16 protein-coding genes and 1 pseudogene are annotated in these 17,856 nt (G+C 63.7%); 6 read left to right on the forward strand and 11 right to left on the reverse strand.

Annotated features, from left to right (window positions below; all coding sequences use genetic code 11):
- Positions 1–58 precede the first annotated feature (58 nt).
- The 7 genes from ACSFBE_RS09210 to ACSFBE_RS09240 all read right to left on the reverse strand — a co-directional run bounded on the left by ACSFBE_RS09210 (position 59) and on the right by ACSFBE_RS09240 (position 6,433).
- On the reverse strand, positions 59–2,227 hold the full coding sequence (locus ACSFBE_RS09210; RefSeq protein ID WP_435490082.1) for a peptidase domain-containing ABC transporter: 2,169 nt from the start codon (positions 2,225–2,227) through the stop codon (positions 59–61).
- Positions 2,227–3,480: an HlyD family secretion protein gene (locus tag ACSFBE_RS09215; RefSeq protein WP_435490083.1), complete on the reverse strand. Its 1,254-nt coding sequence runs from the start codon at positions 3,478–3,480 to the stop codon at positions 2,227–2,229. The genes ACSFBE_RS09210 and ACSFBE_RS09215 overlap by 1 nt, the downstream gene beginning before the upstream one ends.
- Positions 3,481–3,512: 32 nt before the next feature.
- Positions 3,513–3,827: a hypothetical protein gene (locus ACSFBE_RS09220; RefSeq protein WP_435490084.1), complete on the reverse strand. Its 315-nt coding sequence runs from the start codon at positions 3,825–3,827 to the stop codon at positions 3,513–3,515.
- Positions 3,828–3,889: 62 nt separating this feature from the next.
- Positions 3,890–4,774: a TraB/GumN family protein gene (locus tag ACSFBE_RS09225; RefSeq protein ID WP_435490085.1), complete on the reverse strand. Its 885-nt coding sequence runs from the start codon at positions 4,772–4,774 to the stop codon at positions 3,890–3,892.
- A 269-nt stretch (positions 4,775–5,043) separates the two neighbouring features.
- Positions 5,044–5,268 (reverse strand): hypothetical protein, encoded by a 225-nt coding sequence (locus tag ACSFBE_RS09230; protein ID WP_435490086.1) that lies wholly within the window; start codon positions 5,266–5,268, stop codon positions 5,044–5,046.
- Between the two features lie 108 nt (positions 5,269–5,376).
- Complete coding sequence (locus ACSFBE_RS09235) at positions 5,377–5,865, reverse strand: DUF6817 domain-containing protein (RefSeq protein WP_435490087.1); 489 nt, start codon at positions 5,863–5,865, stop codon at positions 5,377–5,379.
- Entirely contained in the window at positions 5,852–6,433 is a 582-nt protein-coding gene (locus ACSFBE_RS09240) for a 2OG-Fe(II) oxygenase (protein WP_435490088.1), read from the reverse strand. Before ACSFBE_RS09240 ends, ACSFBE_RS09235 begins: the two co-directional genes overlap by 14 nt.
- Before the next feature lie 602 nt (positions 6,434–7,035).
- On the opposite strand from ACSFBE_RS09240, the pseudogene ACSFBE_RS09245 reads away from it, so the two are divergent.
- A pseudogene (locus ACSFBE_RS09245) lies at positions 7,036–7,220 on the forward strand (TolC family outer membrane protein); the annotation flags it as partial.
- A gap of 7 nt (positions 7,221–7,227) precedes the next feature.
- Here ACSFBE_RS09245 and ACSFBE_RS09250 read toward each other — a convergent pair.
- Both ACSFBE_RS09250 and ACSFBE_RS09255 read right to left on the reverse strand, forming a co-directional pair.
- A complete protein-coding gene (locus ACSFBE_RS09250; RefSeq protein ID WP_435490089.1) occupies positions 7,228–8,607 on the reverse strand; it encodes a 3-deoxy-D-manno-octulosonic acid transferase in 1,380 nt (459 codons plus the stop codon).
- 11 nt (positions 8,608–8,618) lie between these two features.
- On the reverse strand, positions 8,619–10,001 hold the full coding sequence (locus ACSFBE_RS09255; RefSeq protein WP_435490090.1) for a phosphomannomutase/phosphoglucomutase: 1,383 nt from the start codon (positions 9,999–10,001) through the stop codon (positions 8,619–8,621).
- 110 nt (positions 10,002–10,111) lie between these two features.
- Here ACSFBE_RS09255 and ACSFBE_RS09260 point away from each other — a divergent pair, with 110 nt between their 5' ends.
- From ACSFBE_RS09260 to ACSFBE_RS09270, 3 genes are read left to right on the forward strand one after another with little or no spacing between them, the layout of a single operon-like run.
- Positions 10,112–11,686 (forward strand): DNA-3-methyladenine glycosylase 2 family protein, encoded by a 1,575-nt coding sequence (locus ACSFBE_RS09260; protein WP_435490091.1) that lies wholly within the window; start codon positions 10,112–10,114, stop codon positions 11,684–11,686.
- 22 nt (positions 11,687–11,708) lie between these two features.
- Positions 11,709–12,206, forward strand: a complete 498-nt coding sequence (locus tag ACSFBE_RS09265) for a methylated-DNA--[protein]-cysteine S-methyltransferase (protein ID WP_435490092.1) — start codon at positions 11,709–11,711, stop codon at positions 12,204–12,206.
- Positions 12,207–12,211: 5 nt separating this feature from the next.
- On the forward strand, positions 12,212–13,180 hold the full coding sequence (locus ACSFBE_RS09270; protein WP_435490379.1) for a DMT family transporter: 969 nt from the start codon (positions 12,212–12,214) through the stop codon (positions 13,178–13,180).
- A gap of 4 nt (positions 13,181–13,184) precedes the next feature.
- On the opposite strand, the gene ACSFBE_RS09275 is transcribed toward ACSFBE_RS09270, so the two are convergent.
- Complete coding sequence (locus ACSFBE_RS09275) at positions 13,185–13,841, reverse strand: DUF1345 domain-containing protein (protein ID WP_435490093.1); 657 nt, start codon at positions 13,839–13,841, stop codon at positions 13,185–13,187.
- Positions 13,842–14,048: 207 nt separating this feature from the next.
- Here ACSFBE_RS09275 and ACSFBE_RS09280 point away from each other — a divergent pair, with 207 nt between their 5' ends.
- Positions 14,049–14,774: a c-type cytochrome gene (locus ACSFBE_RS09280; protein WP_435490380.1), complete on the forward strand. Its 726-nt coding sequence runs from the start codon at positions 14,049–14,051 to the stop codon at positions 14,772–14,774.
- Positions 14,771–16,063: a c-type cytochrome gene (locus ACSFBE_RS09285; protein ID WP_435490094.1), complete on the forward strand. Its 1,293-nt coding sequence runs from the start codon at positions 14,771–14,773 to the stop codon at positions 16,061–16,063. The genes ACSFBE_RS09280 and ACSFBE_RS09285 overlap by 4 nt, the downstream gene beginning before the upstream one ends.
- A 40-nt stretch (positions 16,064–16,103) precedes the next feature.
- Here ACSFBE_RS09285 and ACSFBE_RS09290 read toward each other — a convergent pair whose 3' ends face one another.
- Complete coding sequence (locus ACSFBE_RS09290; RefSeq protein WP_435490095.1) at positions 16,104–17,822, reverse strand: tannase/feruloyl esterase family alpha/beta hydrolase; 1,719 nt, start codon at positions 17,820–17,822, stop codon at positions 16,104–16,106.
- Positions 17,823–17,856 lie beyond the last annotated feature (34 nt).

The following is a 17,856-nucleotide window of genomic DNA, read 5'->3' on the forward strand; positions in this document are numbered from 1 at the left end:
TCGGACGACATGTTCACGAGCAATGCCGACTTGCTATTGACGCTAACCTCCAAGCGGCTCACTGCGCATGTTCTGCAGCCCCACCAGCACCCTGAGTATCCGAAGGAGCTCCTGCTTCAACAGGAATCTGTCCGCTTTTGGTTTGTATTCCGAGTGAAATTTCTCTTCCACTGGCAGCGATGGTCTCCGGGCGATGTGCAATCACGATTCGCGTGAGTTGAAGGCCACAAATAGCCGCCGATATCTCGCTCTCCAAGCCCGTATCCAGGTGGCTGGTCGCCTCGTCCAGGAACAAGAGGCTCGGCCGTTTGTAGAGCGCTCTGGCAAGCATGATCCGTTGTTTCTGGCCGCCCGATAGCGTTGTGCCCATGTCGCCGACCAAGGTGTTGTAGCCCATTGGCATCTTGAGAATGTCTGCATGAATGCGGGCCAGCTTTGCGCACTCTTCGAGGTAAGGCTGATCGGGTGGAGTGTCGAAGAAGCAGATGTTGTCGGCGAGTGACCCAGCGAACAAACGGTCATCCTGCATGACCGCGCCAATGAGAGTGCGGTAGCAGGTCAATCCGATTTGCGTCAGCGGCATACCGCCGATCAGCACTTCTCCTTCGATGGGAAGCAACTGCCCTAACATGATCTTGAGCAAAGTGGTCTTGCCGCAACCGGAGGGGCCTGTGAGGACCACCGACTCACCACTTGCGACGTGCAAGCTCAGGCCATCGAGAATCCACGGCTCACCGTCGGCGTAGCGGAAACGGACGTTGCGCAACTCGATGCTGGGCTCAATCGTGTCGGAGGAAAAGAAAGGCTGGGGCAGGTCGTTTTCGGGTGGATGGAGAACGATGTCGGAAAGGCGCTCCGCCTGCAGTCGCAGCATTCGAAACTCAATGCCCTTGTCAATAAGGCCGCTGATGCGGGTGGTGAATTGATCCTTGTACGAGATGAAGGCCATCAGCATGCCAATGGTGAACGTACGATCAAGGACGGACCTGCTGCCGAGCCAGACAATCAGCACGCCCTCCACAGAAAGAAGCAACGCGTTGATCGTCTGGAACGTGATGTTCAGACGCTGGATCTCGATGCCTGCATTGGTACTGTCCACTGCCATTTTGAGGAATCGCGTCTTGCGATCCGCCTGCCGGTTGAAGAGCTTGATCGCCTGAACGCCACGGATGGTCTCCATGAAATGTGACTGCTGGCGCGCGAGTCGAACGATCTGGCCTTCGGAGGCGCTACGCAAAGAGTCGTAACGCACCAGGCGCAATGCTCCATAAAGCACCACAGCGCCCAATGCAATGAGCGCAAGCAACGGACTGTAGATCAGCATCATGACCATCGTCGTGATGGCCATCAAACCGTCTAGCAGAGCCGATACAAAGCTGGTCGTGAGTGTCTGCTGAATTATTGAAATCGCGCCGAAGCGAGAAACGATGTCGCCCACGTGCCGCTTTTCGAAGAACGCAGTGGGCAATCGAAGCAGGTGCTCCATGACATTCGCCACCCATTGGAGATTCAGATTGGTTCCCATATGGAGCAAAACCCACGAGCGCACCAGCGATACGGCGGTTCGAAGAATGCCGAGCAACAAGATGCCAATGACGATGACCGTAAGCAGATCCTTGTCGCCAGATACCAAGACATCATCGACGATCCACTGCATGAGGAACGGTCCCACAAGCGCGAAGATCTCCAGGGCGAGCGCCAGCACTAACACCTGAAGGAGGGAAGTTTTGAGACCGCGAACGCGGCCCATCAATCCTCGTATCCGGATTGACTGGCGCTCGGTTCGCTTCTTGAAATTGAGCGCGGGCTCTGCCTCTATCGCCACGCCGGTGAAGCGCTTGGAGACGTCGGCGAATGTCAGCGTCTGCAATCCGACCGCCGGATCGTGGATAGTTACCTTGTCGCCTCGGACTTCCTTCAGGACCACATAGTGGTTCAGATTCCAATGCAAGATTGCCGGCAAGGTCAGCCGCTGAAGTACTTCCAACTCCACGCGCACCGGCCGGCACGACAGGCCCATTCGACCGGCCACTTGAATCAGGTGTGGCAGGTTCATGCCCTTGAGAGACACGGAATACAGCTGTCTCAGACTTGAAAGATCGGTGCGATAGCCGTGATACGAAGCGACCATAGCGAGGCATGCCAAACCGCATTCCGCAGCTTCGGTTTGAAGTATCAAGGGCAGCTTCTTGCCCAAGCCGAGGTTCAGCCCTTCGAAAACATTCATCAGACTCTGCCCGACACGCTGTACAACGGCTCAAGAATCCATTCGAGCAATGTGCGCCGGTCGAGCCAAATGTCGGCGTCAACCTGCATTCCAACCTGCAGGTGCTCTTTCTTGCCGTAGGCAACAACATATTCTTCGTCAGGCTGCACTGTGATCACGTAGTAAACATCGGTCGCGGACGCCGGAAACGGTAGTTCCTGAGCGGGCACTGCCGTGCGCGACACCTTGACGACCTGCCCCTGATGGCTGCCGAATTTTTGATACGGAAACGTTTGATATTGCAGTCGAGCCGCGCCCCCTATTCGGACAAACCCCACGGAACGACTGGGGACGTAGAGATCGGCCCGAATCTGTGTACCCGCAGGAATCAAACTCATGAGCGGTTGAGCAGGGCTGGCCTGCTTGCCGCGGTCAATTTGAAAGGCGGTCACCATGCCGTCCGCGGGAGCGAGAACATATGATTCCCTGTGCGCCTCGTTCTCAAGCCCGTTCGCAGTGATCTCCGCAATCGAGCGGTCCAATCCGGCGATATCGTTGCGCTCTCGGGTCGGGAGACTATTCAGTTCAGCCTGAAGCGCCACGGCATCGCGCTCACTCGCGATCTTGTTTCGCTGAAAATCACGAAGGCGGTTCTGCTGGTCCAGCAAGTCGCCTCGTTTCTCCTGCAACGCAAGCTCAGAAACGAATTTCTCACTTGCCAGTTGCGTGTAGCGATCAACGCCGCTCTGTGAGAGTTGCACACGTTGCTGCTGTGCTGCGACTGCCCGGCTCAACTGCTCCTGCTCCTGTGCGAGTTGCAACAGTCGCTTTCTCGCGGAGCCTATTTGCTCCGCGTAAAGCTGGCGTGTTTTTGATTTTTCCTCGACCAAGCTCATCTTTCGCAGCGAGAGTTGCTTGGCAATCTCAATTTGGGTATTGCCCTGCATGCTGGTGCGCTCTGTGGAAATGATCGCAACGAGATCTCCTTTCTTGACAATCTGGCCTTCAACGACCATCAACGATGCAACCGCACCCGTCTGCTGAGGGTAAATTTTGAGAAGGCCTTGATCAGGCACCAGATAACCCGACGCACGAGCCTTCTTTGTATATTCACCCAAGACCAAATAGGCGACAACACTTAATGCGATGAAGAAAAAAAGCACCGCAAAAAAACAAAAAGAAATCGGTCGCGCGAGCGATATTTCGCCCAACCATGTATCTCGTTTGTGGTCGAGCACTTCTTGACGGAAAAAGGAAAAGGGTGTTTTTACCATCGATAGTGGCCCACTGCGCCAGCACATTGGGCTTACTCCTCATTGACTTTTTCTGTTCCTTGCTTTGAAATTGAAAACAGAAGATACAGACCGTAAAAAACCCCTAAGATCCCGGCACCAGCGGTTAAATATTGCGCCAATAGACGAACAGTCCGGACGGCTTGATCGCCCTCCGGCGGACCAGTAAAAATATAGAGAAATTGGCTAATTGAGCTGAAGCCGATGGCAAGCATCAGCAGGCCTTGACGCATTCTGGAAAACTTCTTTTTTCCCGGATAAATCTCGTACGTCGAAATTATCAATATAGCAGCGGAAAAGGCGATAGAGGCGGCAAGGAAAAAAGTCATTGGCATCTCCAGAATACCGTCAACTCAAATTTGAATAATATATTGATTCGCAGGACGCCTCGCTACTGAAGACGAGTCATCTTTACATTCTTTTTTTCGAGAAAAACCATCAAGCCAGCTTTTCCTCCCAGATGCGCGGCCCCAACCAATATCAGCACGACTTCTTCTGAATGAATGGCCTTTACGATGTTCTCCCCGATGAAGGGATTTCGATCATCCACATCGAGCGCGATGGTGTAGCTTGGCAAGCCAAGCATAACCGTATTAAACCAAAGCGCCTTTTCTCGAGCAGTACTGACGTCCGGTTGGGCACTGAAATTGGACGCATAATTGTCTACCGCATTTTTATATGCCCTTATTTTATTGTTATCGAGCATCAAATCGGACATCAGAGAGATTAGTTCGTCGATTTGAGAAATCCCGGCGCGCCGCTCGGAGGAGTAATATTCAGCCAGCCCCTCCGCTTCAATGATCTTAAACTTTTTTTCTTGCGCAACTCGAATTAGCTGGGCGTCGATATTCGGCTTCATGCCCACACTCGGCGCAAGAACTTTCGAATATTGCAACGCCCGATAGACCGCGATCGGATGCAGTCTAAAAAAATAATTGATCTCGGAATCGCTGTATTGAGCAGCACGCAGAGCAGGGCGGATTTTCTGAATGGTTTTTTCAGAGAGGCTGTTAAAGCCAGGATCGCCGCTTTTTCTCCGATAACCTTCCCACGATAAAATGCCGCCATTTGCAATATTGGACTCCACCACAAGAGCACGCGCTTTTCTTTCGCAGCTCATTATCAGTGCATTCTCCAATGCAGGAACGACTGCAAGATGCGAAGTCGCAATAAGACACCCTCGGTCGCGCCCGTCCATTTCAAGTGAAAAAATCAACGGGACATCGGGCTCCGACGCCCTTGCGCGAAGAAAAACCAGAACAGCCAACAAAAACACGCAATACCTTATCGTGCTCAATCTAAGAAAATGCATGTTTAGGTCTTATGTGGACGCGTGCAATTGACGCCGTCAAGTGCACGCGGTTACTCTCGCTCGGCCTACTGCCAGCTACCAACCATCGCTATACCCACTTGTGTCTCCCATGGGGTTGCCGTTCGCAGCTCCTGCCGCTCCTCCTGCACCTCCCATCCCTGGATTCGAAGCTGCGCTTAATCCGGCTCCAAGTGCGCCCATTGCGGCAACTGCGGCACCGGCCGGGGTGGCGGCTACCGCGACGCCGATTGCAGCACCAATGGCACCGATTGCGGTGCCAATAGCACTTGTTGCCTGACCAGCGGTCGGTCCGGCCGCGTCCGCCCCGCAACCTCCAGCGTCGCATCCAGCGGCATCCCCGCAATCTCCGGCGCCGCATCCACCGCCATCGCCGCCGTCCCCACCACCGCCCCCATCTCCACCACCGTCATCCCCGCCGCCAACGAACAGGAGCTCATCGGGTGACAATTCACGATAGCCCCAATATTGGGTTGTCGTTCTTACCTCTTCGCTTTTTTCAAAGTTCATGGATAACTCCTAAAGCGCCTCTCCCTGAGGCAGGTTGACTAGACTGAGAAACCCTCCCGGTCTAGCATCCCTATTTCTCGTGCATGACGCACCAGAACTTGGAATCGGTATAACTTTTTTTGTTCCAAAAGATTTGCGCACTCGAGTTGAAGCAAATGGCACCAAAACTCTTGCCGAGAATAGTCAAGCTTCAGCGCCTCTATCCAGCTGCAATCTTTTCCTTTGAGAGTGTCCTCAAATAATTTTGGTCGGGGGAGAGTGCAAAAATGCCAGACCAGATCCTCCGCATAGCCTCCAATCAACTCTCGGACCTCAGGGCGTTTAGTTTGATTGACTGTGACGTGCCCGAACACGGTCGTTCCATAAATCGAGTGAAACAAGCCGGCCATACACACGCGCGCGTCGGCACCACTAGTCGACAAAATCCGGTGCACTCCACTCAAATGGCTCCAAAGGGTGGCTCCGCTGTGTGAGGTATTCCCCGCGCCGTGCTCGAGTAAATAGTTCTTAAATCTATTGGGGATCACTTTCGCTCCCCGGCGCTCTCGTTTTGAACATGAGCGTCACGCGCATTGCCGGGCAAAGACGTGTCAAACCACGAGCTGCATGTGTAACTTGCCCATCAAATATTACGCCCCGTCCTGGCTTGGGAAGAACGGCCTGGAAAATATCACCAGCATCATTGAGAAATACTGTTTCTCCCGCCCACTCGGGTTTCCAGATTGGGTTGATGTAGAAAATGGTTGTGTAATTGCCTGGGCTGCGGCTATCCACATGCGGATAGCCTTCAACGCCGAATGTATGAGCATTGGCATAGCAGCGAACCAACGCGTGTCCAGGAAGGTGTTCTTCCTTCAATCTCAGCCAAAGATCACGGATCTCGAAAAGTTCAGAATTTTCGAGCAAGATGTGCTCGCAATTCTCCTGATTTGTGCGAGGGGTTTTTAGGAAATCGTGGTTCCAATGCCCGAACGGAGTTTTATCTCTGTCCGACTGCCACCCAAACTTCCAAAAGACATTGCTTTGGAAAAATCCTTGAATTGAATCAAGTTGACTGTCGCCAAGATAATCATCAATTAGTCGGAAACGATCCATTGCACCTTTCCTCCCATAGAACTTACGTTTTATTGGACGACTTCATTGAATTGCCACCGTCTGAGTTCTAGCTGACCCGTCAAATTAGCATGTAAGATTTTGTAATATGGTCTAATTGTTTCTTGCCGCACCCAAGGGGTTTGGAAGGTGCTTTTCCACAGAAATTAACTTTTATGTTTTTAGAATTTGAAATGTCAATTAATACGTATGCAGGGACATTGCCGCGTTCGTCCATCGGTATAAGCGGCCGGTAATGCTCCGCCTGCCACTGCAAGCGCAGCGGTCGCTTCGCCCTTGAACAGGCTGGGGTCTCGGGACCACTCCGCACTCCAAGGATCTCGTTTGGTTTAGGGCACTTTCAGTCGCCGCCTTGTTGCATATTTGCGCTCTAGTTACATTTTCAAACATTGAAGTCGCATTGAATCGCACGGTTTCCAAGTTTCATTTCGTGCGATGTGCCGACGCGGAGTCAGCGGGCTCCCCCCAAGCCAGTCGCTTGGCTGGTTTGCTGGAGGGTCGTTCCTTGCTGGCAAGCCACCCCTGGACTGCGGCTCAATGCCTTTGGATTGCTGCAGGCGCGGTTTGGGCAACGCCGTCCCAAGCGCATCAGCATCGACGTGTCAACGCGGAGAGCCTGCTAGTTCAGACCAAGCGCGACCTGGCGCTGGCGCGCTACAACGTGTTGTTGGGCAACCTGAAGCTGCGCCAGGCGAACGGGACGCTGGTACCGGCCGATCTGCAGGCGATCAATTCGACGCTCTCTGCGACGGCAGCACCGCCGCGCTGAGCGGCAATCAATCCAGGGTGGGATCGGCCCGCTCTTCCGGCACCGCATCGGCCGAAGGCGGCGGAGCCGCCGCAGCGCCTTCGGCGATCGCCAGCACCGCAGCTGCCGTGCGCTCGGCAGCACCGCGGTTCGACGCCGCGAAGCCGTGGGCCGACTGCACCATCGCCTCGCGCCGGACCGCATCGCCGACCAGCGACAACGCGGCGCGCACCGCCTGCTCCATGGTCTGCACGCGCAGCGCGGCACCGGCCGCGACCGCGAGCTCGGCCACCTCGGCGAAGTTGAAGGTCGAGGGGCCGAGAACGACGGGGCAGCCGCAGGCCGCGGCCTCGATCAGGTTCTGCCCACCAAGCGCCTCGAAGCTGCCGCCAAGCAGCGCTGCATCGGCCAGCCCGTAGTACAGCGCCATCTCGCCGAGCGAATCGCCCAGCCAGATCTCGGCTGCGGTCGGCGCGCCGGCCGCGCTGCGCCGGGCCACGCCGAAGCCGTTGGATTCGATCAGCGCGGCCACTTCGTCGAAGCGTTGCGGATGGCGCGGCACGATCATCCACTGCACCGCTGCGACCTGGCGTGCGATGGAGTCGATGCCGGGCTGTTCCGGCGGCAAGGGGCGGGTGGCGCCGAAGCGCTTGAGCACGTCGAGCAGCATCTGCTCCTCGCCCTCGCGCGAGCTGGCCAGCACGACCAGCGGGCGCGGCAACTGGCCCTTGAACTTGGCAGCCGCCGCGAGCTGCCGTGCATCGGGCGTGGCGTCGAATTTGAGGTTGCCGTAGACGCCGGCCACCTTGGCGCCGAGCGACACCAGCCGGTGCGCGTCGGCCTCGGTCTGCGCCCACACGGCCGTCAGGCTCGAGTACGCCGGCCGCGCGAGCCAGCCCAGCCGCTCGGCCGAGGCCAGCGATTTCTCGTTGAGCCGTGCGTTCGCCAGCACCAGCGGAATGCGGCGCTCGCGGCAGGCCGCGACCATCACCGGCCAGACCTCGGTTTCCATCAGCACGCCGATGCTCGGCGCGAATCGATCGAGAAAACGCGCGACTGCCGCCGGCGTGTCCCAGGGCTGCCACACCTGCAGGTCGCCCGCCTCGAGCAGCTTGGCGCCTTCTTCACGGCCGGTGGCCGTGCCATGGGTCAGCAAAATCGGGATGCCCGGGTGCTGGCGCCGCAGCTCGGCAATCAGAATGCCGGCCGCGCGCGATTCGCCCAGCGACACCGCATGCACCCAGCACCAGCCGGTGCCGACGGCCGCCTCGTCATAGTGGCCGAAGCGCTCCTCGACGGCGACCGCATAGCCGGGCTCGGCCTCGGCGCGCCGCTTGAGCTTGCGCCGCACCAGCGGCTGGACCAGGGACGTGAACGCGCCGTAGAGGCGCAGCGACAACGAACGCACGCTCGGCCGGGTCAGTGCGCCGCTTCGGCGAGCTGCGCGTCGGGCTTGACGGTCTTGAGCAGGGCCAGCATGGCGTCCTGGATGCGATGCAGCGCGGCCTCGGTCTGGCCTTCGAAGCGCATCACGAGCACCGGCGTGGTGTTCGATGCGCGGATCAGGCCGAAGCCGTCGGGCCAATCGACGCGCACGCCGTCGATGGTCGAGATCTGCGCGGGCGCGTCGAACTTCACCGTCTTGATCAGCTGGTCGACCAGCACGTGCGGCTCGCCCTCGGCGCACTTCACGTTCAGTTCGGGCGTCGAGAAGCTCGTCGGCAGGCCGTCGAGCACGGCGCTGGCGTTGGGGCTCTTGCTGAGGATCTCGAGCAGGCGGCAGCCGGCGTAGGTGCCGTCGTCGAAACCGAACCAGCGTTCCTTGAAGAAGATGTGGCCGCTCATCTCGCCACCGAGGGGCGAGTCGATTTCCTTCATCTTCGCCTTGATCAGCGAGTGGCCGGTCTTGTAGATCATCGGCACGCCGCCGGCGGCTTCGATGGCCGGGCCGAGGCGCTGCGAGCACTTCACGTCGTAGACGATGGTGCCGCCCGGCACGCGCGACAGCACATCCCGCGCGAACAGCATCATCTGGCGGTCCGGGTAGATGTTGTTGCCTTCCTTGGTCACGATGCCCAGGCGGTCGCCGTCGCCATCGAAGGCCAGGCCGAGTTCGGCGTCACCGGCCGCCAGCGCGGCGATCAGGTCCTTCAGGTTCTCGGGCTTGCTCGGGTCGGGATGGTGGTTGGGGAAGTTGCCGTCGACCTCGCTGAAGAGTTCGGTCACCTCGCAGCCGATGGCGCGCAGGATGGCCGGGGCCGAGGCGCCGGCGATGCCGTTGCCCGAGTCGACCACGATCTTCATCGGGCGGGCCAGCTTGATGTCGCCGACGATGCGCTGGGTGTAGGCCTCGGTCACGTCGACCTGGCGCACGCTGCCGCCGGGGGCGAGCGTGGCGCTGTCGGCTTCCATCACCTTTCGCAGGCCCTGGATCTCGTCGCCGTAGATCGCGCGGCCGGCCAGCACCATCTTGAAGCCGTTGTAGTCCTTCGGGTTGTGGCTGCCGGTGACCTGGATGCCGCTGGTGGCGAGGGTGTGCGCCGCGAAGTACAGCATCGGCGTGGTGACGGCGCCGACGTCGATGACTTCGACGCCAGTGGCCACGAGGCCGCGGATCAGCGCCTCGACCAGCGAGGGGCCCGACAGACGGCCGTCGCGGCCCACGGCCACGGACTTTTCGCCGGCGGCACGTGCCGCGCTGCCGAAGGCCTTGCCCAGCGCCTCGGCGATCTCGGGGTCGAGCGTGCTGGGGACGATGCCCCGGATGTCGTAAGCCTTGAAGATCGAAGCGCTGAGTTGCATGGGTGTGCCCTGAAAGTTCTCAAAACGGCGCCCATTGTAGGCATGGCCTCCGTCTGCCAGATGTCCGGAAATGGCTATTCCGCCCCAGGTCGAAACGTATGATCGATCGCATGACGACCACGCATGCATCCCTCGACACCCCCGTCGCTGGCGCGGGCCTGGCGAGCGATGCCTGCTATCTGGCGATGAAGACACACGACGCCCGCTTCGACGGCCGCTTCTTCACCGCCGTGACCTCCACCGGCATCTACTGCCGGCCGGTCTGTCGGGTGAAGCTGCCGCGGCGCGAGAACTGCCGCTTCTTTCAGCATGCGGCCCAGGCCGAAGCGGCCGGATTCCGGCCCTGTCTGCGCTGCCGGCCCGAGCTGGCGCCGCGCGCGGCGAGTTGGTCGACCGAAGACGCCTCGCGCATCCTCGCGCTGCAGGCAGCACGCTTGATCGACGAGCCCGACGCCTGGAGCGAGGATGGCCCGGGCGCCGCCCGCATCGCCGCACGACTGGGCGTGAGCGACCGCCATCTTCGCCGCATCTTCGAGGCCCAGTTCGGCGTCTCGCCGCTGCAGTACCTGCAGACGCGGCGGCTGCTCGCCGCCAAGCAGCTCATCGCCGACACCACCCTGCCGATGGCGCAGGTGGCCCTGGCCAGCGGCTTCGCCAGCGTGCGGCGCTTCAACGCCGCCTTCGTGGCGCACTACGGGCTCAACCCGAGCGCGCTGCGGCGTGCGGGCGGCGCAAGCGGCGAACGGAACGAGCGCGCGATCGAGGTGCGACTCGGTTTCCGGCCGCCGTACGACGCCTCGGCCGTGCTCGGCTTCTTCGCGCGCCGCGCGCTGCAGGGTGTCGAGGCCTTCGACGCCAGCGGCCAGCGCTTCGCCCGCACGTTGCGGCTGCCGCATGCCGGCGCACTGCACGCCGGCTGGCTGGAGCTGCAGTTCGACCTCGACCGCGAGCGGCTGCGCCTGTGGGTCAGCGACTCGCTGGCCGGCGCGCTGCCGGTGGTCATCAGCCGGGTGCGGGCAATGCTCGACCTCGATGCCGAGCCGATGGCCATCAACGCGCTGCTGCACGATGCCTTTCCCGCCGGCGACGGCCTGCGCGTGCCCGGCACGGTCGACGGCTTCGAGTTGGCGGTGCGCGCGGTGCTCGGCCAGCAGATCACGGTGGCCGCGGCGCGCACGCTCGGCTCGCGCCTGGTCGAAACGCTGGGCGAGCCGATCGACACGCCGGTCGCGGGATTGACCCGGCTCTTTCCTTCACCAGCCGCGTTGGCCGCGGCGAGCGGCGACACGCTCGGCCGACTCGGCATCGTGCGGCAGCGCCAGGGTGCGCTGCAGGCGCTGGCCCGGGAGACCGCCGACGGCCGGCTGCGGCTGCATCCCGGCGCCGACGTGCCTGCCACGCTGGCCGCCTTGCAGGCGCTGCCCGGCATCGGCGACTGGACCGCCCAGTACATCGCGATGCGCGCCCTGCGCTGGCCCGACGCCTTTCCGGCCGGTGACGTCGCGCTGCAGAAGGCACTGGGCGTGAGCACGGCACGCGAGGCGGCCGACGCCTCGCAGTGCTGGCGCCCCTGGCGCAGCTACGCGGTGCTGCGGGCCTGGCACACGCTGCCCGCGCCGATGCCCCAGCGCGTGACTGCACCGCCGGCCCTCGACACCCCCGTACCGGATGGCCTGCCCGCCTGAAGGAACGCCCCGGAGACCCCCCATGAAATTCAAGACCCCCCTGCTGCGCACCCTGCGTGCCGACAGCCCGCTCGGCGGCGTCACGCTGGCCGCCACCGACGACGGCCTGGCCGGCCTGTGGTTCGACCGGCAGCGACACCTGCCCGACATGAGCGGCTGGCAAGCCGACGACACGCATCCGGTGCTGCGCGCGGCGGCGGCCCAGTTGCAGGACTACTTCGCCGGCACCCGCGACGCTTTCGACCTGCCGCTCGACCTGTCGCACGGCACCGCCTTCCAGCAGGCGGTGTGGCAGGCTCTGTGCGCCATTCCGTCCGGCGCCACCACGAGCTACGGCGCGCTGAGCCTGCAGGTGGGCAAGCCCACCGCGGTGCGTGCCGTGGGTGCCGCGGTCGGGCGCAACCCGATCAGCGTGATCGTGCCCTGCCACCGTGTGCTCGGCGCCAACGGCTCGCTCACCGGCTATGCCGGCGGGCTGGAGCGCAAGACCGCGTTGCTCGCCCGGGAAGGCGCCCTGTGAGCAGCGTGAACCGAACGACGCACCGCAGCGATGCCGCACCGACCGCCACGGCCCAGCCGGCAGCCGCCCCCGCCGACAAGCCGTGGCTGCTCGACCTGGTCATGCTCGGCGCGCTGTGGGGCGCGTCCTTCCTCTTCATGCGCATCGCCGCACCGGAATTCGGCGCGCTGCCGGCCGCCGCGCTGCGGGTTGGCATCGCCGCCCTCTTCCTGCTGCCCCTGATGCTGCTGCGTGGCCACGGCCCGGCGCTGGTGCGGCACTGGAAGCCGACGCTGCTGATCGGCGTGCTGAACTCCGGCCTGCCCTTCGCCTTCTTCTGCTTCGCGTTGCTCACAATCAACAGCGGCCTGGCGGCGGTGATCAATGCCACGGTGCCGATGTTCGGTGCGCTGGTCGCGTGGGCCTGGTTCGCCGAACGGCCGAGCGCGTCGCGCCTGCTCGGCCTGGTGATCGGCTTCGCCGGCGTGGCGATGCTGGCCAGCCGCAGCGCCGGCCTGCATGCCGGCGCTGCCGGCGACCATGCCGCCCTGTGGGCAGTGCTCGCCTGCCTCGCGGCCTGCCTCTGCTATGGCGTGTCCGCCAGCGCGACGCGGCGTCACTTGAGTGGCGTGCCGCCGCTGGCGACGGCGGCCGGCAGCCAGCTCGGCGCGACGCTGTTCCTGGCCTTGCCCGCGCTGTGGTTCTGGCCATCGCAGATGCCCAGCCTGCGCGCCTGGCTGGCGCTCGCGGTGCTCGGCGTGGCCAGCACCGGCGTGGCCTACATCCTGTTCTTCCGGCTGATCGAGCGCGCCGGCCCGGCCCGCGCGCTCACCGTGACCTTCCTGGTGCCGGTGTTCGCGGTCTTCTACGGCGCCGTGTTCCTGGGCGAAGCAGTGACCGGGTGGATGCTGATCTGCGCCGCGGTGATCGTCTGCGGCGTGGCCCTGTCGACCGGCCTGGTCAATGTCGGCCGGCACGCCACGACGCGCACCTGAGCGCTCAAATGGCGCCGGCCACCACGTTGATCGACAGCGCCAGCACCAGCATGTTGAAGGCGAAGGACAGCACGCCGTGCACGAGCGTGATGCGGCGCATCGCGCGCGACGTGACCTGCACGTCCGACACCTGCGAGGTCATGCCGATCACGAACGAGAAGTAGAGGAAGTCGAAGTAGTCCGGGTCCAGCTTGCCGGGAAAATCCAGACCGGGGCCGGCGTCGGTCTTCTGCAGCTCGGCCTGGTAGTAGCGGTGCGCATAATGGAAGGCGTAGATGGTGTGGATCAGCAGCCACGAACTGGCGAGTGCCAGCAGCCCGAGCGCGATGTAGGCGGCCCGTTCGACGCCGACCATCCGCTGGACCTGCTGCAACAGCAGCGTGATGGCTGCGATGCAGGCACCGACCGCGGTGAGCATGACGATCAGGATCAGCACGTTCGGCGGATCGAGCGACTGCGAGCGCGCGCGGGTGCGCTGCGCATCGAAAGTCTGCGCCAGCCACCACGCCAGCGCCAGGTACACCGCGCTGCCGAAGCTCCAGGCCGCCAGTCCGCGTGCGATGCCGCTGATCGGCCACGGCAGCAGGGCGAAGGCCACGCCCGCGGCCGCCCCATAGGCGAGCCGCTGAAGGCCCGCGGCTTCCGACAGATGTTTGTGCATGGGCCGACTGTAGTGCGACAGCTCAGCTCAGTTCAGTTCAGTTCAGCTCAGTTCAGCCCGGCCGCCGGCCAGACGGTCACCCGTGTCGAAGCCGACAATAGCCCCCACACCCCGGCGATTTCGCGCGTCGGGCGGCCTTCCCCACGAGCTTCGCCTGCCTTGAGACTTCTGCGCCACTCCCCGCCATCGGCCCGCACCGGCCACCGCCTGCTGCGCCGGCTCTGGCTGCTGGCCTTCTGCAGCCTGCCAGTGCTGGCCTTCGCCGCCGAGCCTGCCCCTGTGGTGCGTGCCGGGGCTGCCGACGGCATGACGCCGCGGGTCGGGGCCTGCATCGCCTGCCATGGCCGGGAGGGCGCCAGCGGCAACGCCGCCTTCTTCCCGCGGCTGGCCGGCAAGCCGGCGGGCTACCTGTACAACCAGTTGCTGAGCTTCCGCGACGGCCGGCGCTTCAATGCCGACATGGTCCACCTGGTGCAGCATCTGTCGGATGACTACCTGCGCGAGATGGCCGACTATTTCGCCGCGCTCGACCTGCCCTACCCCACCGTGCAGGCCGCCAGCGATGCATCCCCAGCGACGCTGGCGCGCGGCAAGGCGCTGGCGCTGCAGGGCGACGCGGTGCGCGGCATTCCCGCCTGCACGCAGTGCCACGGTGCGACGCTCACCGGCGTGCTGCCGGGCATTCCGCCGCTGGTGGGCCTGCCGCGTCTCTATCTGTCGTCGCAACTGGGCGCCTGGCTCACCGACGATCGCCATGCGCTGGCGCCCGACTGCATGGCGGCGGTGGGGAAGCGGCTGACGACCGACGACGTGAACGCCGTGGCGAGCTGGCTCTCGGTGCAGCCGGTGCCCGACCGCGCCAAGCCGGTTGCCGCCCTGCCCGGCCCGTTGCCGATGCCCTGCAGCGCCCTGCCGACGGCGGCCGCCCGATGAAGACGAGCCTGCTGCGGCGCAGCGTCTATCTCTTCATCGGCGCGGTTGCCGCGCTGCTGCTCGGCACGGCCGCGGTGATCGTGCTCAACCTGCGCGACGAGGCCCCGCTGACCGCGGGCGCAGACGCCCGCTTCGTGGCGACGCCGACGCAGGTCGAGCGCGGCCGCTACCTCGCGCTGGCCGGAAACTGCGCCGGCTGCCACACCGTCCGTGGCGGCGCGGCCTACGCCGGCGGGCTCGGCATCGGCACGCCCTTCGGCACCATCCATGCGAGCAACCTCACGCCCGACCTGCAGCACGGCATCGGCGACTGGAGCGCCAGCGAGTTCTGGCGCGCGATGCACAACGGCCGGTCCAAGGACGGCCGGCTGCTGTATCCCGCTTTCCCCTATCCGAACTTCACGCGCATCACCCGTGCCGATTCGGACGCGCTCTATGCCTACCTGCGCAGCGTGCCGCCCGCGACGACGCCGAACACGCCGCATCGCCTGCGCTTCCCCTACAACACGCAGGCGGCGCTGGCCGTGTGGCGCGCGCTGTCGTTCACGCCGTCGACCTTCGTCGCCGCGGCGGATCAGTCGGCCGAATGGAACCGCGGCGCCTACTTGGTCGAAGGCCTCGGCCACTGCATCGCCTGTCACGGCGCGCGCAACCTGCTCGGGGCCACGGAGGAAAAGCGCGGCCTGTCGGGCGGCCTGATTCCGGCCGAGAACTGGTATGCGCCGTCGCTCGCATCGAAGCGCGAAGCCTCGGTGGCCGACTGGGCCACGGCCGACGTGGTGGCGCTGCTCAAGAACGGCACCGCGGCCGGCGCCTCGGTGAGCGGGCCGATGGCCGACGTGGTGTTCCGCAGCACGCAGCACCTCAGCGAGGCCGACCTCACGGCGATGGCGCTGTACCTGAAGAAGCTGCCGGACACGACGCCCGGCGCCGACGGAGCCGTCGACGCGCCCGTGCGGCGCGATGCCGGCACGATGGAACGCGGCGCCCGCATCTACGACCAGCGCTGCGCCTACTGCCACGGCGACGCAGGCCAGGGCGTGCCAGGCGCCTTTCCGCCGCTGGCCGGCAACCGCGCGGTGCAGCTCGCGACGCCGCTCAACCTGATCCAGGTGGTGCGGCGCGGTGGCTTCCTGCCCTCGACCGCCGGCAATCCGCGGCCCCATGGCATGCCACCCTTCGGCCAGGTGCTCGACGACAACGAGATCGCAGCCGTGCTGACCTACGTGCGCGGATCGTGGGGCAACGACGCACCGCCGGTGACGCAGCGCGACACGATGCGGCGCTGAGCACCGGCTGGAGGCATCGGTGCTGGCCGGACCGCGCGGCTCAAGGCGTGGCGCAGGTGAAGCTGGCCGCCACGTTCACGTCGCCCGTCCCCCGGTAGCGCGGATAGCCCGGATACACGCACAACGGTCGTGTGCGTCCCGGCACGCCAGCGGTATCGGCGACGACCTGGGCCGGCGGCGCAACGCCACCTTCGACCCAGTTCTCCAGCGTGGTCAACGAATCCCATGCCGCGTTGAAAACGCTGCTGACGGCGTGGCCATAACCCGGGATCTCGTAATAGCGCAGGAAGCGATCCAGCTGCGCCGTGCCCATCGTGCTGCGGAGCCGTTCCAGGTACTGCTCGGTCGCCCGCGTGCTGACCAGCGCATCGTGCGCGCCATGCGCCATCAGGATCTTGCCGCCCTTGTCGTTGAACGCTGACAGGTCGGTGCCATTCGCATCCTGCAACGCCGTGAGTGCGACGATGCGCGCCTGCAGTGCGCCCGGATTTTCCGGATCGAGCGACAGCGGATTCGCGTTCGGGTCGCGCGTGACGAAAAACTTGACCCATTGATCCCAGAAGGTGCTGCCGTACGGCGGGGACGTGGTGGCTGTGACCGGCGGCATCGGATTGGCCGGCTGCTCGGTGCCGAGCGACAGCGTGAGCACCGTCGGCTGCAGCGGACTCGTGCCGGGCACGCCGAAATCGGTGCCCCAGGTGTTGAAGCCGGGGTATGTGGTCTCACCGCTCGCGAGCCGGTAGTTGAGCACCAGCGGCGTGTTCGTCACTTCGAAGCCGGTGATCTGGGCATCGGACAGACAACTGTCGCCGAGGTCGGCACCACCCGCACAGCGCAGCGCCGCGCCCCGGAGGACCGCGGTGCGCGGATTGAAGCTCGTGTTGCAAGCCCTGACGTTGCTGATCAGGCCATCGGCCACGCCATCGAGCGCATCGCAGGCTTCCAGCGAAGCGTCGAGCAGCAGCTTGCGCTTGGCGCGGCTCGGGTAGGCGTTCGGCTGTGCAAGGGCGCGTGCGATGCGGCCGAACTGCAGATCGAGCGCCGCTGCATTCCACGCCGGGTAGAGCACGATCGCGCCGTTGTAGTCGCCCGGCCACCGCGTGACGGCGATGAGCGCTTCGCGGCCGCCGGTCGACCCGCCGGCGAAGTAGGTTCGCTGCACCCTGTCGGCATAGCGTGCCTGGATCAACGCCACGGCGACATCGCGGGTCTTCTTGATCGCGTCGCCGGCGAAGTTGCGCAGCATCTCGTCATTGGCGCCGAAGCTGCCGTCGCGGCTGGTGGTGAGCGGGTTGGCCTGATGGCCCGAGTCGCTGCCGAACGTCGCGTAGCCACGGGCCAGCGGCGTGGGCTTGTCGGCGGGGCCGGCCGGTACGTTGCCGGCGCCGGTGGCGATGGTCCCGTTGTAGCCGCCGCCGCCGAACATCACCGCCTTGCCGTTCCAGGCCGCCGGCAGGTTCAGCTGGAACTTGATGCTCTGCGCGGTGGCGTCGACGGGCTTGATGTCGCCCAGTACCTTGCAGTATTCGCCGACGGCCGCATTGCCGGTGCCTGCCGCCGGGACGACGGCGCTGCTGGTCACGGTGGCGCCGGTGGTCTCCAGACCGATGGCGGACGCCGGGATCGTCATGCCGTTGAGCTGCGCGCATGTCCTTGCGACCGCCGGTGGCTCCTTGTCGCCGTCGCCACCGCCGCAACCCGCGACCACCAGGGCGGCAACCAATGCCGAGCCGAGCGCCGCGAAGCGTGGGGAAGGCATGAAAGGCATCAATGGCACGGGCAAACCGGATGAG

The sequence above is a fragment of the Variovorax sucrosi genome, from assembly GCF_051216635.1.
Lineage (GTDB): Bacteria > Pseudomonadota > Gammaproteobacteria > Burkholderiales > Burkholderiaceae_C > Variovorax.

Bases quoted from the DNA above. Each gene is read 5' to 3' on its own strand.
- ACSFBE_RS09210 (WP_435490082.1), bottom strand. From the start codon at position 2,227: ATGAATGTTTTCGAAGGGCTGAACCTCGGCTTGGGCAAGAAGCTGCCC.
- ACSFBE_RS09215 (WP_435490083.1), bottom strand. From the start codon at position 3,480: ATGGTAAAAACACCCTTTTCCTTTTTCCGTCAAGAAGTGCTCGACCAC.
- ACSFBE_RS09220 (WP_435490084.1), bottom strand. From the start codon at position 3,827: ATGACTTTTTTCCTTGCCGCCTCTATCGCCTTTTCCGCTGCTATATTG.
- ACSFBE_RS09230 (WP_435490086.1), bottom strand. From the start codon at position 5,268: ATGAGCTCCTGTTCGTTGGCGGCGGGGATGACGGTGGTGGAGATGGGG.
- ACSFBE_RS09240 (WP_435490088.1), bottom strand. From the start codon at position 6,433: ATGGATCGTTTCCGACTAATTGATGATTATCTTGGCGACAGTCAACTT.
- ACSFBE_RS09255 (WP_435490090.1), bottom strand. From the start codon at position 10,001: ATGCAACTCAGCGCTTCGATCTTCAAGGCTTACGACATCCGGGGCATC.
- ACSFBE_RS09260 (WP_435490091.1), top strand. From the start codon at position 10,112: ATGACGACCACGCATGCATCCCTCGACACCCCCGTCGCTGGCGCGGGC.
- ACSFBE_RS09265 (WP_435490092.1), top strand. From the start codon at position 11,709: ATGAAATTCAAGACCCCCCTGCTGCGCACCCTGCGTGCCGACAGCCCG.
- ACSFBE_RS09275 (WP_435490093.1), bottom strand. From the start codon at position 13,841: ATGCACAAACATCTGTCGGAAGCCGCGGGCCTTCAGCGGCTCGCCTAT.
- ACSFBE_RS09285 (WP_435490094.1), top strand. From the start codon at position 14,771: ATGAAGACGAGCCTGCTGCGGCGCAGCGTCTATCTCTTCATCGGCGCG.
- ACSFBE_RS09290 (WP_435490095.1), bottom strand. From the start codon at position 17,822: ATGCCTTCCCCACGCTTCGCGGCGCTCGGCTCGGCATTGGTTGCCGCC.